This window comes from Streptomyces sp. CRN 30, assembly GCF_034105845.1.
In genome coordinates this window covers 1-14,305 of record NZ_JAVRHI010000266.1, presented here as the reverse complement: position 1 = coordinate 14,305, position 14,305 = coordinate 1, and the positions used below count along the sequence as shown (strand labels likewise).

6 protein-coding genes and 1 pseudogene are annotated in these 14,305 nt (G+C 72.4%); 3 read left to right on the top strand and 4 right to left on the bottom strand.

What is annotated here, in order from left to right; genetic code table 11:
* Positions 1-6: 6 nt before the first annotated feature.
* The gene (locus UW392_RS28195; RefSeq protein ID WP_320777937.1) at positions 7-1,062 is read left to right on the top strand and encodes a methyltransferase; all 1,056 of its coding nucleotides are present in this window, start codon (positions 7-9) and stop codon (positions 1,060-1,062) included.
* Between the two features lie 4 nt (positions 1,063-1,066).
* Here UW392_RS28195 and UW392_RS28190 read toward each other — a convergent pair whose 3' ends face one another.
* Positions 1,067-2,347, bottom strand: a complete 1,281-nt coding sequence (locus tag UW392_RS28190) for a cytochrome P450 (RefSeq protein ID WP_320777936.1) — start codon at positions 2,345-2,347, stop codon at positions 1,067-1,069.
* Positions 2,348-2,481: 134 nt separating this feature from the next.
* Positions 2,482-3,318: a sigma factor gene (locus tag UW392_RS28185; protein ID WP_320777935.1), complete on the bottom strand. Its 837-nt coding sequence runs from the start codon at positions 3,316-3,318 to the stop codon at positions 2,482-2,484.
* Between the two features lie 28 nt (positions 3,319-3,346).
* Between UW392_RS28185 and UW392_RS28180 the strand changes: the two are divergent.
* Positions 3,347-3,639, top strand: a pseudogene (locus UW392_RS28180) (hypothetical protein); the annotation flags it as partial.
* A gap of 150 nt (positions 3,640-3,789) precedes the next feature.
* Here UW392_RS28180 and UW392_RS28175 read toward each other — a convergent pair.
* Complete coding sequence (locus UW392_RS28175; protein ID WP_320777934.1) at positions 3,790-6,039, bottom strand: UvrD-helicase domain-containing protein; 2,250 nt, start codon at positions 6,037-6,039, stop codon at positions 3,790-3,792.
* Complete coding sequence (locus UW392_RS28170; RefSeq protein WP_320777933.1) at positions 6,036-13,106, bottom strand: DEAD/DEAH box helicase; 7,071 nt, start codon at positions 13,104-13,106, stop codon at positions 6,036-6,038. The genes UW392_RS28175 and UW392_RS28170 overlap by 4 nt, the downstream gene beginning before the upstream one ends.
* A 260-nt stretch (positions 13,107-13,366) precedes the next feature.
* Here UW392_RS28170 and UW392_RS28165 point away from each other — a divergent pair.
* Positions 13,367-14,305: beta family protein (locus tag UW392_RS28165; RefSeq protein ID WP_320777932.1), on the top strand; the 939-nt coding region annotated here is incomplete at its 3' end.

Sequence of the window (14,305 nt, the reverse complement as noted above, 5' to 3'; positions counted from 1 at the left end):
CATCGCATGGAACAGGTATCGGACCCTCTGCAGGTCGCGCGGCTCGCCGCGAGCGGCTGCTTCTCAAGGGCGCTCGCGGTGGCCGCCAGGCTCGGCCTCGCCGACCTCATGGACGGCGGGCACGTCCCGTACCGGAACCTCGCCGCGCGCACGGGTGCGGACCCGGACGTCCTGCTGCGGCTGCTGCAGGTGCTGGCCGCCGGCGGCGTCGTCGAGCGGGACGGGGACGGCGCCTTCGCGCTGGCCGAGGCGTTCGCGGCACTGCGCAGCGACCACCCGCGGTCACTGCGCAACCTGTGCATCCTCATGGCCGAGACCTACGACGACGCCTTCGGCGCGCTGGCGCACACCGTCCGCACCGGGGAGTCAGGGTTCGAGCGAGTGTTCGGCGCACCGCTCTACGCGTACCTGGAGCGTGTGCCGGAGACGGGGCGGATCTTCGACGGCGCGATGTCCGAGCTGGCCCGGCCGGTGGCCGCCGCGCTCGCGGAGCGCCACGACTTCTCCGCGGCGCGGACGGTGGTGGACGTCGGCGGCGGCGACGGCACGACGCTCGCCGGGATCCTCGACGCGCACCCCCACCTGACGGGCGTGTGCGTGGACCGCGCGAGCGTGTGCGCGCGGGCCGGGGAGGCGTTGCGCGCGTCCGCCGGTGACGGAATCGCCCGGCGCGTCACCTTCCGGCCCGCGGACATCTTCGAGGAGGTGCCCGACGGCGGTGACCGGTACCTGCTGAAGAACGTCCTGCACGACTGGTCGCCGGAGGACTGCGTCCGCATCCTGACCGCCGTCGGCCGGGCGATGCACCGGACCGCCGAAGCGCGCGAGCCCGGCCGCCCCGAGCCCCGGCTGCTCGTGCTGGAGCCGCTGCTGGACCAGGAGTCCGACGGCGCCCATGTGCTCTTCCAGATGGTGATGTGCGGGAAGGACACCGGCGGTTACGGGGAGCAGGAGCTGCGTCTGCTCCTGCGGCGATCGGGGTTGACTCCCGTGCTCGTCGAGCGGATCTTCGGCGAACACCGTCTGTTCGAGTGCGTGCTGGACGGGGACCGGCACACCTGACGGGTCACGCCCCGGCTGTATCGGCTGTATCGGCTGTACGGTCCCCTTCTGACCCGAAGACGACGGGCAGCTCGTGAAGGCCGTTGACGATCCCGCTCGTCTTCCAGCGCAGTTCGTCCTCTTGGACGGCGAGCCGCAGTCCGGGCAGCCGCCGCAGCGCCGTCTCCAGGGCCACCTCCAGATCGAGCCGCGCCAGGTGCGCGCCGAGACAGTGGTGCGTGCCGTGCCCGAAGGCGAGGGGCGGGGGACCGGCCCGGTCGAGGACGAGGTCGTCGGCGCCGGGGAAGGCCGCCGCGTCCCGGTCGGCGGCGGCCAGCGCGGCCAGCACGGGCTCCCCGGCACGGACCAGGACCCCGCCCAGCTGGATGTCCTCGACGGCGTAGCGGGCGGTCGTGAAGTCGATGAGCTGGACGTAGCGCAGGAGCTCCCTGGCGGCGCCGGGGATGAGCTCCGGCCGCTCACCCAGCCGTGCCAGCTGCTCGGGGCGAATGACCAGGTGGTGGAGGGACACGGCGATCTGCCCGGCGACGGTGGAGAAGCCGGCGACGAGGAGGTCGCCGACCACGGCCAGGAGCTCGTCCTCGGTGATCCGGCCGTCCTCGTCGCGGGCGCGCAGCAGAACACCGATCAGATCGTCACCGTCGTCGTCGCCGTCACCGGCGGGCTCGGCCCGGCGCAGTTCGACCAGCCCCGCGATGCGGGCGGTGAACTCCCCGACGAACTCCTCACCGCCATCACCGCCATCACCGGCGTCACCGTCGGCCCGAAGGTCGAACAGGTTGGCCTCCACCCAGTCCCAGAACCGGCCGTACCCGCGCGGTACACCGAGCAGCTCGCAGTGCAGCGCCGTCGGAAAGGGAACGGCGAACTGTTCGACCAGGTCGGCCGGCGACCCCGACTCCACCAGCCGGTCGAGCACCTCGTCGGCGACCTGCCGGGCCCGGGCCCGCAGCCGCTCGATCCGGCGCGCCGTGAACTCCCTGCTCAGCACGGAACGCAGCCTTGTGTGCCCGGGCGGGTCCAACGACATCAGCCCACCGTGATTCGCGGCGGCCACCGGCTCCAGCCTCGGATAGTCCCGTCCCAGGGACGCGGCGAGACTGAACCGAGGATCTGACAGCACGGCCCGCACATCGGCGTACCGGGTGGCCAGCCACGCTTCCTCCCCGTACGGCATTCGCACCCGCGCAAGCGGCCGCTCGCGCAGTTCCGCGTAACGGGGATCCAGTTCCAGCCCGGCACCCGGCTCGAAGGGGTAGGCGAGCGGCTCCTGCTGCCTTTGCATGGGCGTGTCACCTCTCTCGCACGGTGTCCTGTCCCAGCGTCACCGTCCGCTCCACGTACGGCCAGACTCCGAGCCAGTGGCTCCGAGGCATTGAGGGGGCGCGTGCGGGGCGTTGACGCCCCGGACAGGACCTGTCAGGACCTATCCGTCCCGCCTCCACGGCGCAGCTTCTCCGGATTTCGGACCACCCAGATCCGGGTGACGCGGCCGTCGGTGACCTCGAACGAGGCGACGGTCAGGACGGTGCCGGCACGCCGGGCCACCAGGCCCGGCACACCGTTGACCGACCGCTCCACGAGGTCGAGCCCCGGAGCCCGGTCGGCGATGGCCACCATGTACTGGGCGATGCGCGCACCGCCTTCGATCGGGCGCAGGACGGTACCGACCACGCCGCCGCCGTCGGCGGTCATCACGGCGGCCGGGTCGAGGAGGCCGACGAGGGCCGCGATGTCCTTGGTCTGCCACGCCTCCTTGACTCGCCGCACCGTGTCGGCCTGCCCGGCCGCCGTCGCGGGCGTCCCTGCCACATGCACCCGCCGCCGGGCGGAGGCCGCGAGCTGCTTGCAGGCCGCCGGAGTCCGGCCGAGGACGTCGGCGATCACGGCGAAGGGGTACCGGAAGACGTCGTGCAGGACGAACGCCACCCGCTCGGCGGGGTCGGAGCCGTGCCCCTGCTCCCGCTCCGCGCGCTCGGGCAGCGGATCGGGCAGCCACGCGCCGACATAGCGCTCTCGCCGGGTTCGCGCCGAGCCGAGCACGTCCAGGCAGATACGGCCGGTGACCGTCGTCAGCCAGGCGCCGGGCGACACGATCTCGTCCCGCCGGTTCCTTGGCAGCGCGTACCAGCGTGCGTAGGCCTCCTGCACGGCGTCCTCGGACTCGGCCAGCGATCCGAGCAATCGATAGGCCACGTTGACCAGTTGACGCCGCTCACCGGCTGTCCCGTCGGCGTCCGTCCCAGCCGTCGCCATGACCCCCCGGCCGCCCCTCGCCTTACCTCTGCACGACGTCGGATCCCGCGTGATGTACGGGAGTCAATGCTTCACCTGCTCGCCGCGGTGCTGGCCTGGAAACCGGGCGGCGGCTCTCCCCGTCCCGTCGGGCGCGCGTCCGGCTTCCTCGTCCTCGCCTCGGTCCAGGTCGTGGTCGGTATCGCGCACATACCGTCGGTCCATCTCCCCCTGGGCGTCCTGATGCTCGGCCTGAGCCTGCTGGCGCTGGCGCGACGATCGGGAGTCCCCAGACGCGCCGCCACCTCCCTTCCCGCCTCGCGTCCGAGCAGGTGGGAATGAAGGTGACGGCGCTGTCTCCGAGTCTGAGGAGCCTTGGATGTCCCGGGAGGTCCCGATCTGCGCCCCCACCGAGTTCAGCCGCTCCGCCAGGTCCTCGTACCCCCGGATGATCACGTACACGTTGTGGAGCACGGACGTGCCCGCGACGCCCTAGGGGAGGAGGGGGCCCAGGAACGGACTAGGCGTGCCGTGCCAGAACACGTCGAGGCTGTCGCGTGCCCGGGTCGCCGCCACGAACAGCAGCGACCGCGCGCGCTGGAGTTCCCTGCGGTGACGGACGGGGTCGGCCGACCGTGCTTGGCCGACCTGCTCGCGGGGAACCAGGCCGTCACTGACACCAGCGATGATCATCCGTTGGTACTCGAGGCCCTTGAAGCGGAACATGGTCCCGACGTGGATACCGCCCTCGCCCCGGGCGCCGTCGGCGCCGATCTCCAGTGCCATGACGCCGTGCTCCGCGAGCGTCTGCTGCACTTCCCTCGCCATCTGGTTGGTGGGTACGCAGACGGCGATCTGCTCGTGTGCGATCCGTTCGTCCGGACGGGAGTCCCAGGCGAGGACGTGCGCGGCGATCGCTTCCCGTTCCGCCACCCAGTCGGCGCACGGGTGCAGGCCGGGTGCGCCACCGCTGAGCACCGAACGGTACCCGGCGAGCGTCTCCGCGCTCCCGTCGAGGTCGTCGTACGCATCCTGGCCCAGCACCTCCAGCGCGGACCGCAGGATCTGCCGGGTCGTGCGGTAGCTGAGGCTGAGCTTCGCGGACCGGCCGCGGATGTTGATGCCGAGACTGCCGAGCGTCACCTGGTTCTTGTAGATGCGCTGATGGGTGTCACCGACCAGGAACAGGTCGTCCGTGTCGCGGGCCGCCATGGAACGCAGCATCTTCCAGTGCGCGGGCCGCAGGTCCTGCGCCTCGTCGACCACGATGTGCCGGTACCGGTACCGCAGCCAGGCGGCCGAGCCGTCCTGGAGATGGATGTTGTCCAGGCCGCCGGCTTCCTCGCGCTGGCGGTCGATGGCCTGGATACGCTGCTCACGCCCTGTCTCCAGGCGCGCGGCGCGTTCGGCCACCTGGTCCCAGGTCTGGCGTCCGAGCCGGTCCAGGCGCTGCGTGAACCGTTCGGCGAGCTGCCAGACGGCAGCCCGTTCCGCCCGGCCGATGTTTCTGCCGCGCCCGGCCCGGCGGGCCCTGAAGTAGTCGGTGCGGGTGCCGACCGCCTGCCCGAGGATCACTTGCGTCCACTCGTCGTGCAGGAACTCGGCGTCCCAGTCGGTCTCGCCGAGTTCGTCGAGCAGGGCCCGCCACTCCCGGACGGCCTGGCTGTCGTCGATGGTCTGCTTGCGGCTGCCGGGCTCGGCCTCCCGTACGACGCGCAGGGCGAGCTGGTCGACGTGGCTCACGTCCACCCGGGACAGGAGCTGTTCTCCGCCCAGTTCCAGGAGACGGGAGCGGAGGTCCGCGGCGAGGTTCTTGTTGTAGGTGGTCAGCAGGACCGGCTTGTTGTGACCGGGCGGCAGTTGTGCCACGAGGTGACGCACCCTGTGCAGCGCGACGATGGTCTTGCCGGTGCCCGGGCCGCCGCCGACCCGTGCGGGACCGGAGTAACGGCGCTCGACGAGCTTGGACTGGGCGGGGTGAAGGAACACCTTCCACCGCCCGAAGTCCCCGGCGTTCAGCACCTCGCTGAGCGCGTCGTCGGACGTGGTGACCGTGGCCGGACGTTCGGCGGCCGCCCGGAAGTCCTCGGTGTCGACGGGTTCCGGCGCGGCCAGGGGAGCGGTGACCTCGTCCCGTACCACCTCGAAGGGCTTGCCGTCGTAGAGGGCCAGCAGCACCTCACCGGTGAGCTGCGGCGCGTACTCGGTCAGGCCGAGGAGCTGCTCCTCGGTGGTGAGCGTACGGACTACCGGCACCAGCGGCTCGGCCACACCGAGTTCGGTGAGCTGCGCGTCGCTCCACTCGGCGAACAGCGGCTGAGGCGCGGCAGGACGCTCGTCGGCGGCCGGAACAGTGGCAGGCTGCGTCGGCTGCTGCGGCGGAAGACGCCGCATGATGCTGTCCTCGACCACCTGGAGGTCGACGTACTCGATGCCGCCGGTGACGGTGTTGATCCCGTACGCCAGCCGGTCGTACACCTCCTTGCGGTGCTTGACCGAGACGATCAGCCAGTCGTCCTCTGCCAGCCGCAGGAGCAGCGCGCGGTAGTCGTCGTTGATCCGGGCGGACCAGATCCTGCTGTCACCCCTGAGCTGCTTGAGCTTCAGGCCCGGGGTGCGCGGGTTGTCCTTGAACTTGTGCTGGAAGTCGAACAGGGCGCCTTTGACCGTGCGCGGCAGCCGGAGGATCTCCTTGTCCGCCTTGTCGAGCAGGCGCAGCGTCACGCCCCCGGTTCTGGTCATGCCGAATCCCCGTTCCCGTTCTCGTCGTTCAGGTCGTTCGCGTGCTCGTGGTTCGCGTGCTCGTCGTCCTTCACGAAGCCGCCGGCGCCGAGTCGTCCGGCGATCTCCTCCGCGGTCCATGCTCCCGTGGGCCGCACGTCCCAGCGGGCGGCGGCGAAGGCGCGGTCACGGTCCTGCGCCTCTAGGTCCGGTTCCGCGTCCGTGCCCCGTGGTGCCAGGACGACGCCGAGCCGGGCGTCGGGCCAGGCCAGTTCGGCCTGCCAGCCGTGCTCGTCCAGCTCGTAGCCGTCCGCGGGGGCAGGTACGCCCATCTCGGCCAGCGCGGTCGCCAGTTCGGCGAGGCCCGCCTCGTCGGGGTCCACGTACTCCAGGACCGCGTCCCAGGCGCTGTCCCGCTTCGGCCGCTCCTGATCCGGCCGTTCCTGGCCCGGTTCCCGCTCCGGTGTCCTCGCCGCCGGTACAGCGGGCAGTCCGGCCGCCGCCACCGGTTGCGCGCCATCCGTCTCTTCGCGGGGCTCACCGCCGCCCGCCGCCGTGATTCTGGTGGAGGTCAGCCATCCCGGTCCGCCGGTCACGGTGAGCACGTCGGCGGTGAAGCCGTCCAGCAGCGTGGTCGTGAGCTGCGCGCTGTCGCCCCCGCCGTGCTCCAGGAACTGCATCACGTTGCTCCAGTACAGCCACGCCTGCCAGCGCCGTCTGTGCGTCTTCTCGTCGGCGACGGCGTGGGCGCTGTCGTCCAGGACGGTCAGCCCGGTCCAGGCCGGCGGCCGGTGCCGCACATCGGCGACGAGGACCACCCGGCAGCCGGACCCGTCCGTCGCCGTGACCACGCGCAGCGGCCCGCGCGGCGTGGCCAGGGCCTCGCCCCGCAGCGCGGCCTCGACCGCCGGGCCGACCGCGTCCGCCCCGACCGGGAGGTCCCGCAGTCCGGGAGTGCCGAGGAGCCCGGCCACGGCGGCCTCGGCGCGGTGGTGCCACCGCCGCGCGTCGGGGGCGCGGAGGTAGGCGAGCAGCAGCTCGGCCGGGTTGACCCACACCGTCTCCGACAGCTCACCGGGCAGCCCGCCCCGCGTTCGGGCGTAGTAGGAGCGTGCCCGATCCTGTGCCTTCCGGTCGTACGGGATCCATACCGGGTCGGCGTGTACGGGCCCCGCGTAGCCGGTGTCGCGGACCTGGCGCTGCCACTCCCGCACGTCGTGGTACGTCAGCTGGAACACGCGGAGTCCGTCCGCCCGCAGCCGGGCGCGCTTCGTCGCGTCACCGGCGAGACGGTTGTGCTCCGGACCGGCGTGGTACCGGTAGCCGTCCAGGTAGACGGCGAGCCGTGGGCCCGGCGCGTCGAGCCGTTCGAAGAGGACGTCGGGGCGGGTCCCGTCGAGCACCCGCTGCTGGGAGACCCGCCAGCTCACGGTCGTCCCGTCACCGCTCGTCAGGCGCAGGTCCAGGGCCCGGGTGCCCGCCGGGGTGGTGTACGCGTCCGCCGCCGCGCGGGACTCGGGCTGCCTGGCCCACTCCTCCAGCGTGTCGACGAACATGACCTCCAGGTCACTCTCCGCCTGCCGCTCCAGCGGGATGTGCCGTGTCGTGGCGACCGGCGAGGTCCGCCACCGCTCGCCGTCGGTGCCGAGCAGTTCGTCCAGCATGGACCGCACCTCGCGGCGGGAGACCCGGTCGTAGTCCGACGGGGGCACCCGGCGCAGCAGGCACCGGTGGCAGCCGTCCAGCTCCTTCTCCTGGCACGGGCAGCGTTCGATGACCTCGCGCGCCTTGAGCAGCACCTCGCGGAAGCCGTCCGCGGAGGCCAGCCGGTGCAGATAGCCGGTGCCGCCGGGCAGACGGTCGTAGACGACGAGGAAGCGTCGCGGGAAGTCGGCGCCGAGCTGCTCGGGGCTGTCCGGCATGCGGGCGGTGGCGATCTCGATGTGGTCGGGGTCGCCGCCGTACCGTGCCGCGATGCCGGCGAACAGGGCCGCGGTGAAGGACGCGAGGCGTTCCCTGGCCCGGGTCACGGAGGCGGGCAGCAGGATGCGTACGGCCTCGGTGGTCAGCTCGTGCGCCAGCAGCAGCGGTACGTCGCGGCCCGCGCCCTGTCCCGCGCCCTGGGTGCGGCGGCGGGGGCACCACAGCAGATGGTGCTTGCTGCCGGGAGCGGCGGCGGCCCCGGACTCGGTCAGCGCGTGCTGCGACGGGTCGACGACCGGCCGTCCGTCCGCCGTCGCGCCGCCGCAGCTCGTGCAGACGTAGAACGGGTTGACGCGTACGTCCTCGCCGGCCAGCGGCACCGTGGAGCTGCCGTCCTGCCGGTCGAGCCCGAGGTTGAGCGTTCTGACGACGGCCCGGCGGGAGAAGTCCACGCCGAACGTCGCCGTCTCGTGCCGCCAGGAACCGGCCGCCAGGTGGTCGGGGTCGATGTCGACGGTGGTGAGGACGGAATACTGCCTGCGGGCCCGTTCGTCACGGTCGTCGCGGACCCGCGCGTCGTCCCGTTTGTCGCGGGCGATGACCCGGCGGGGCTGGAGCACGTACTGCACGCAGCCCGCGTCCGCGATCTCCCGCCCCTCGCAGCGCGGGCAGGGGGAGGTGTCCTTCTCCGGGTCGTGTGTGCGCACGTACCCGCAGGACGGGCAGAGGCGCCACACGGACCAGGCACGGCGTTCGGGGCTGCCGACGTCGAGGGCGCGCACCACGTGCTGGTAGCCGTTGACGTAGAAGGTGTTGCCGGGGGCGAGTTCGGTGAGGGCCGTCTTGCGGGAGCGCTCGTAGTCGCGGGTCTCGCTGCGGTACACGCGCGGCGTTCCCGCGTCGGCCGTCCGGTCCTTGGGCGTGCCGGTCTCGCTGGGGTCGTCATGGTCCGAGGGAAGCTCGGACCAGTACAGCGTGGCCTCCAGCCGGGTGGTGGTGTCGGCCAGGCTGTAGTTCGGCAGCAGGCCCAGCTCGACGAGTGTGCCGTGCGCGCTGCTGCGGCTCAGGTCGCGCAGCAGGTCACCGGTGGAGCGGCGCTCGGCGAGCAGCTCCCGTCGCTCGCGCTGCTCCCGGTCCCGGGCGTCGTCCGGCCGCTCCCGCTCCTGATCGCCGTCCGTGGTGCGGGCCAGTGAGTCGACGGCGCTGTCGATGGCGGCGATCCTGCGCCGCAGCTCCTCCCGGCGTCCCGTCCAGTCCTCCTCCGCCTCCTGGAGGGCTCGCACGATGCCGCCGGTCGCGTACGTCCGCAGTTCGTCGGCGGCGTGCGCCGACACCCCGGTGTCGTCACCTTCCGGCGTGCCGGAACCGCTGCCGGCGAACAGCGTCAGGAAGTCCTCGACCAGCGTCGCGCCGTGGGTCTGCGCGGCGTCCGCGAGGTCCTGGCACCAGCCCGTCGTGCCGAAGAGCGCGGACGTGAGCCGGGGCACCGGCTGCACCCGCTCCCCGTCCGCGGTGGTGAGCCCGCCCCGCGCCGCGCGGTCCAGCAGCCACGCGGTGTACTGACGGCGCAGGATCTCGACCGCCGACAGGTAGCAACCCGGCGGCACGATGTCCCCGGCGATCATCTCGCGCGGCTGGTCCAGGTAGTACAGGTCCCGGGCCCGGCGCCCGCCGAAGGCGACGATCAGCGCGTTACCGGTCTTGCGCCCGGCGCGTCCCGCCTGCTGCACGTAGTTCGCCGGGCCCTTGGGCAGCGAACCGATGAGGACGGCCGACAGGTCACCGATGTCGATGCCGAGTTCCAGGGTCGGCGTGCAGGACAGGACGTTCGGGTCGGTGTAGTGCGTCCCGGCGCGGAAGGTGCGTTCCACCTGCTCGCGTTGCGCACGGGTCAGCATGCCGGTGTGCTCGGCCGTCACGACGCGGAAGGTACCGCCGGTGAGGTACAGCCGCCGGTAGTAGTCGTTTCTGTAGTCGCGTTCCTGCCGGGCGCCGAAGCCCGCGCCCGTGGGGCTGCCCGCGAGGCCGTCGCCGCCGTGCAGGGCCGAGTACATCAGGGAAGGGGCGGGCTGGGGCGGCGTCAGGAAGCCCTTGCACCGGTAGCGCGGGCACGGGTGGCCGTACCACCGGGTGCGCCGCTCCGGCGGCACGACCATCTGCCAGCCGCAGTCCTCGCACGCCACGAACGCCTTGTTCACGATCGAGTCGTCCAGCAGCCGTACGTGGATGTGGCCGGGCTGGAGGCCGTACACGCGCGTGGTGCGGTCCTTGGTCGTGCGGACGCCGAGCACGTGCTCCTCCGCGAGCGCGGGCAGCAGCCGGCGCAGGTACTCGGTGGCCCCGGCGGCGTCGAGGCCCAGGCAGCGGCGGGTCCAGTCCTGGTACCAGGCCAGCCGCCCGGTGGCCACGTCGAACTCGGTCCGGTCCTTCTGCCCGTCCAGCAGAAAGCGCGGCGGGGCGACGCCCTCGGGGAAGGCGGGCATGCCGTCGGGCCGCCGCCCGCTGATGAGGAACCGGTCGCCGCCCGCCTCCCGCATCCACTGCTCCAGCCACCGGTGCCGCACCGCGCCACGCAGCCGGAGCCGCTCCAGCAGCCCCCGCACATAGGCGAGATAGCGCTCGGGCGTCGGCAGCCCGCCCGACAGCGCGAGCTGTCCCGGCAGGGCGAGATGGATGTCGCGGGCGAGAGCGGTGATCCGCTCGGGTTCCTCGACGACCACCTCGGCGGCGGCCGTCCGGGTCAGTTCCAGGGTGCGCCCGAGCCGCGACCGCAGCCCGAACTCCATGATCGTCGCGAAGGCCAGCCGCTCGCCGATCAGCCGCCAGGTGCGGGCGTCCCCGGTGCCCCGGCCCGACAGCACCCGGTCGACGCCCGGCTCGTCGTGCAGGTCGGGCGGTACGACGGCGGCCAGCGCCTCGGGGTCGTCCACCGAGTCGAGGACGTTGCCGATCAGGTCGTTGAGGGAGGTCGGCGCACCGGCCTCGTCCAGGTTGTGCGCCAGCAGCGATCTCAGCGAGAACTTGTACGACGCGTTCGCGACGTATCCGGCGCGGTGCGCGGCGTCCTGCGTGGAGTCGTTGAACAGGAGGGTCTTGCGTTCCTCCGGTACGAGGGCGATGTCCCCGCCCGTGAACAGCTGGGTGACCGTGGCGGAGGCGAGCGCCGCCTGCGCCGTACCCAGGAACCGGATGCTGTTGTCGGTGTTGCACGCCGGGCAGCGGTCGTCCCGGGCCGCCTTGTCGGCGGTCTTCTTGTCCAGCAGCGCCAGCGCGAACCAAGCGTCCACCAGGTCCCCGTCGTCGCCCGCGGTGGGCAGCCGGTAGGTGCCCTGCGACCCGTCGAGCACGACGACCGAGAGCGGGTCGGTGCCGCTGCCCGCGGGCAGCCGCCCGGCCTGCGCGTCGAGCGCCTGCCGCCGTTCCGGGTCGGTGGCCGCGATGAAGTAGCGGAGGCGGCGCTTGTCACGCCCGACACCGGCCCGCCAGATCTTGTCCTGCGCCATGACGAGCTTCTGCGGATCGGCCTCCGGCGACAGGGCCGCCCAGCCGGACCGGCCGCAGGCACGGCAGTACACGGCGGGCAGGTGCACCTGCGCCGGCCGGACCGCGGTGTCGGCGCCCGCCAGGGGCTGTGCCCGGTGGGCACCGGCCGCGGACGGGCCGCCCGAGGAAGCGGTCCCGTCCTCGTCCTCCGTCGGGGGCGCCGCGGCCAGGGCGGTCCGCCGGGCGGCGGCGCGGTCGTCCTCGTACCAGCGGAACTCCGGCGCCTGGCCGACCCCGCGCAGCACACGCGTCACCGGCCGCACCCACAGGTGCGCCTCCACGTGCAGCAGCGGCCGCGGGCGCCGTGGGTCGGAGTCGGGGTCCCGGGCGGCCGACAGCAGGGCCACGAAACGGGACAGGGCCTGGAGCACGAGCTGCGGGTTCTCCCGGGCGGTGCGGGCCCACCGGTAGCCGAAGCGCCGCCCGAGCCGGTCCCGCAGCTTCCACTCGTCCATCGGTTCGCCGTCGAGCAGGTCGAGCACGCCCTGCGTGAAGTCGTGCCGCTTCAGCATCCGGCCGATGCGGAACGCGTCGAGTCCCGGCCGCCCGAGCAGGAGCGTGGCGAGCCCGTCCAGGTCGAGCGCGTCCGGTTTGGCCTCGACACCCGCGCCCCCCGACGCCGCGATGACGTCCTGCGGGCCGGGCGGCTCGGGCAGCGTGTAGTCCACCTCGCCCGTGAACTGCTCGGCGGACATCCGCTCCTCGCCGATCACCGTCTCCACGGGGAACGGCATGCCGAACACCTGCTCGGCGACGTCGCGTATGCCCCCGGCCGCCGTACCCACCCGGTCCTCCCGGTCGGCCCGGCCCGCGCCGAGCGTCGCGGACGTCGCGACGGGACAGATCGTGCCCAGCGGCCGGCCGGGCAGCGCGGCCCCGACCGCCGCCGCGAGGCGGCGCAGCAGCATGGCCACGTCGGTGCCCTGGGCGCCGTCGTACGTGTGGAACTCGTCCAGCACCACGTACGCGACCTCGGCGCCCTCCCACAGCGCCCGGTCCTCGCCGCGTTGCAGCAGCAGGTCCAGCATCTTGTAGTTGGTGACGAGCACGTCCGGCGGCGACTGCCGCATCTCCTCGCGCCGGGTCAGCACCCGCCGGAAGTCGGTGTCCGGCCGGTCGCCGATGTACAGCCCCGCCGAGACCTGTGCGAGATCGGGTCCGGCCAGATAGTCACTGATACGCCCCGCCTGGTCGGTGGCGAGCGCGTTCATCGGATACAGCAGCACGGCCTTCACCCCGCGCCGCCCGAGCGCCTTCTGCCGCCGGCAGTGGTCGAGGACGGGCACCAGGAACGACTCCGTCTTGCCCGAGCCCGTACCGGTCGTCACCAGCGTCGGCTCGGCCGCCCTCCCGCCCAGCGTGCTGAGCCGCTGCCACGCCTTGGCCTGGTGCCGCCACGGCGTGAACCCGGGCCGCCACTCCACATACCGCTCCCACCCGCTGTCCGCCTTGTGGAACGGCGTCCTGATCCGCAGGTACGGCCCCCGGAAGATCCCCGACTCCGGGTCCCCCAGGAAGCGTTCGAGCGCCCGCCGGGTGTCGTCGTCCGCCAGCGCGTACGTCGTCGTCAGGTACTGCGTCAGACTGCCACGCAGCTGCGCGGCGGCCAGAGTTGGCTTCACGACGACGCTCCCCTTCGCCCGTGCGCACGGGGCGCCGTGACGACGGCGGTGATCCCGTGCGATGTGAAACAAACCGTATATCCCAGGTCGGACACCGCGTGAGGGGACGGCGACTCGGGGCAGCCGACAAAACGACCGACTCCGGTCACCAGGGACCGTCCTCGGTCGTTACGTGGCTGATTAGCGCAATTTCCTGCACTTGTTATTGGTTTCACCCTGAAGCAAAGTGCCGCGCACGGACAGCGCCGAGGGGGAACGCCATGTCCGTACCGCTGTATGTCCCCGTCCTGCCCGCGAGCAGACATGCCACGAGGGCCTACGACGTACTGCTGCCGGAGATACGGGCCGGGGTGGCGCCGCTGTGGACACTGCACCCGCACCCCGGCTTGCGGCCCAAGGATGCGATTCGCCGGATCGGCCTCGACACCGGATACGTCGCCGGCGTCCAGAAACAAGGGCACGCCTGGTTGGACGCGCCTTACGCCGACGCCGACGAAGCCGCGCTGCTGCCGGGGGCCCTCGCTCCCGAGTGGTGGGAACACCGCAACCTGTGCCCGGTCACGGGCCCCGGAAGGCCCGACGCCCAACAGTCCCTGGCTCTCGCCGTGGCCCGCCTGCTCGGGAAGGGCATCGGGATGAGGGTGCCGCTGCCCGGCGAGTGGCACGACCGGATCGCCGAGGAGGTCATGTCCTTGCTGGGACGCCTTGCCACCGGAACGCGCGTCGACCTGTTCCTCGACCTCATGACGGTTTCGCCTCGCCGTCCGGACGCGGCGAAGGAGGCGTTACGAGCCCTGGACATGCTGGTCCCGCTCGCTTCCTGGCGCACGGTCGCGGTCCTCTCCGGCGGTTTTCCCGAGTCACCCGAAGGTCTCCGGCGAGGCGTTCCGCACGAGGAGCCACGGCCGGACTGGGACACATGGCACGAGATCAGCCACAGCGAGCCCTCCTACCTGTCGCAACTGCGATACGGGGACTATGCGACCCACCCCGTCTCCTACGTGTCCGATCCCGCGCCCGGAAGACCCGGCGCCTGGGGGCTGTTGCGGTACACGACAGCGCGTTCGTACCACTTGGTGAAGGTACGCCACGGCAAAAGCTACGACGCGCAGAACCGCTCCGCGGCCCGGCTCATCACAGGACTCTCGGACTTCAGGGGGTCCGGGGCGAGCGCGGGGGAGCGCTGGCTGTGTCGGCGG

Excerpts from the sequence above, each read along its gene's own strand:
- UW392_RS28190 (WP_320777936.1), bottom strand. The coding sequence starts at position 2,347 with ATGCAAAGGCAGCAGGAGCCGCTCGCCTACCCCTTCGAGCCGGGTGCC.
- UW392_RS28185 (WP_320777935.1), bottom strand. The coding sequence starts at position 3,318 with ATGGCGACGGCTGGGACGGACGCCGACGGGACAGCCGGTGAGCGGCGT.
- UW392_RS28195 (WP_320777937.1), top strand. The coding sequence starts at position 7 with ATGGAACAGGTATCGGACCCTCTGCAGGTCGCGCGGCTCGCCGCGAGC.
- UW392_RS28175 (WP_320777934.1), bottom strand. The coding sequence starts at position 6,039 with ATGACCAGAACCGGGGGCGTGACGCTGCGCCTGCTCGACAAGGCGGAC.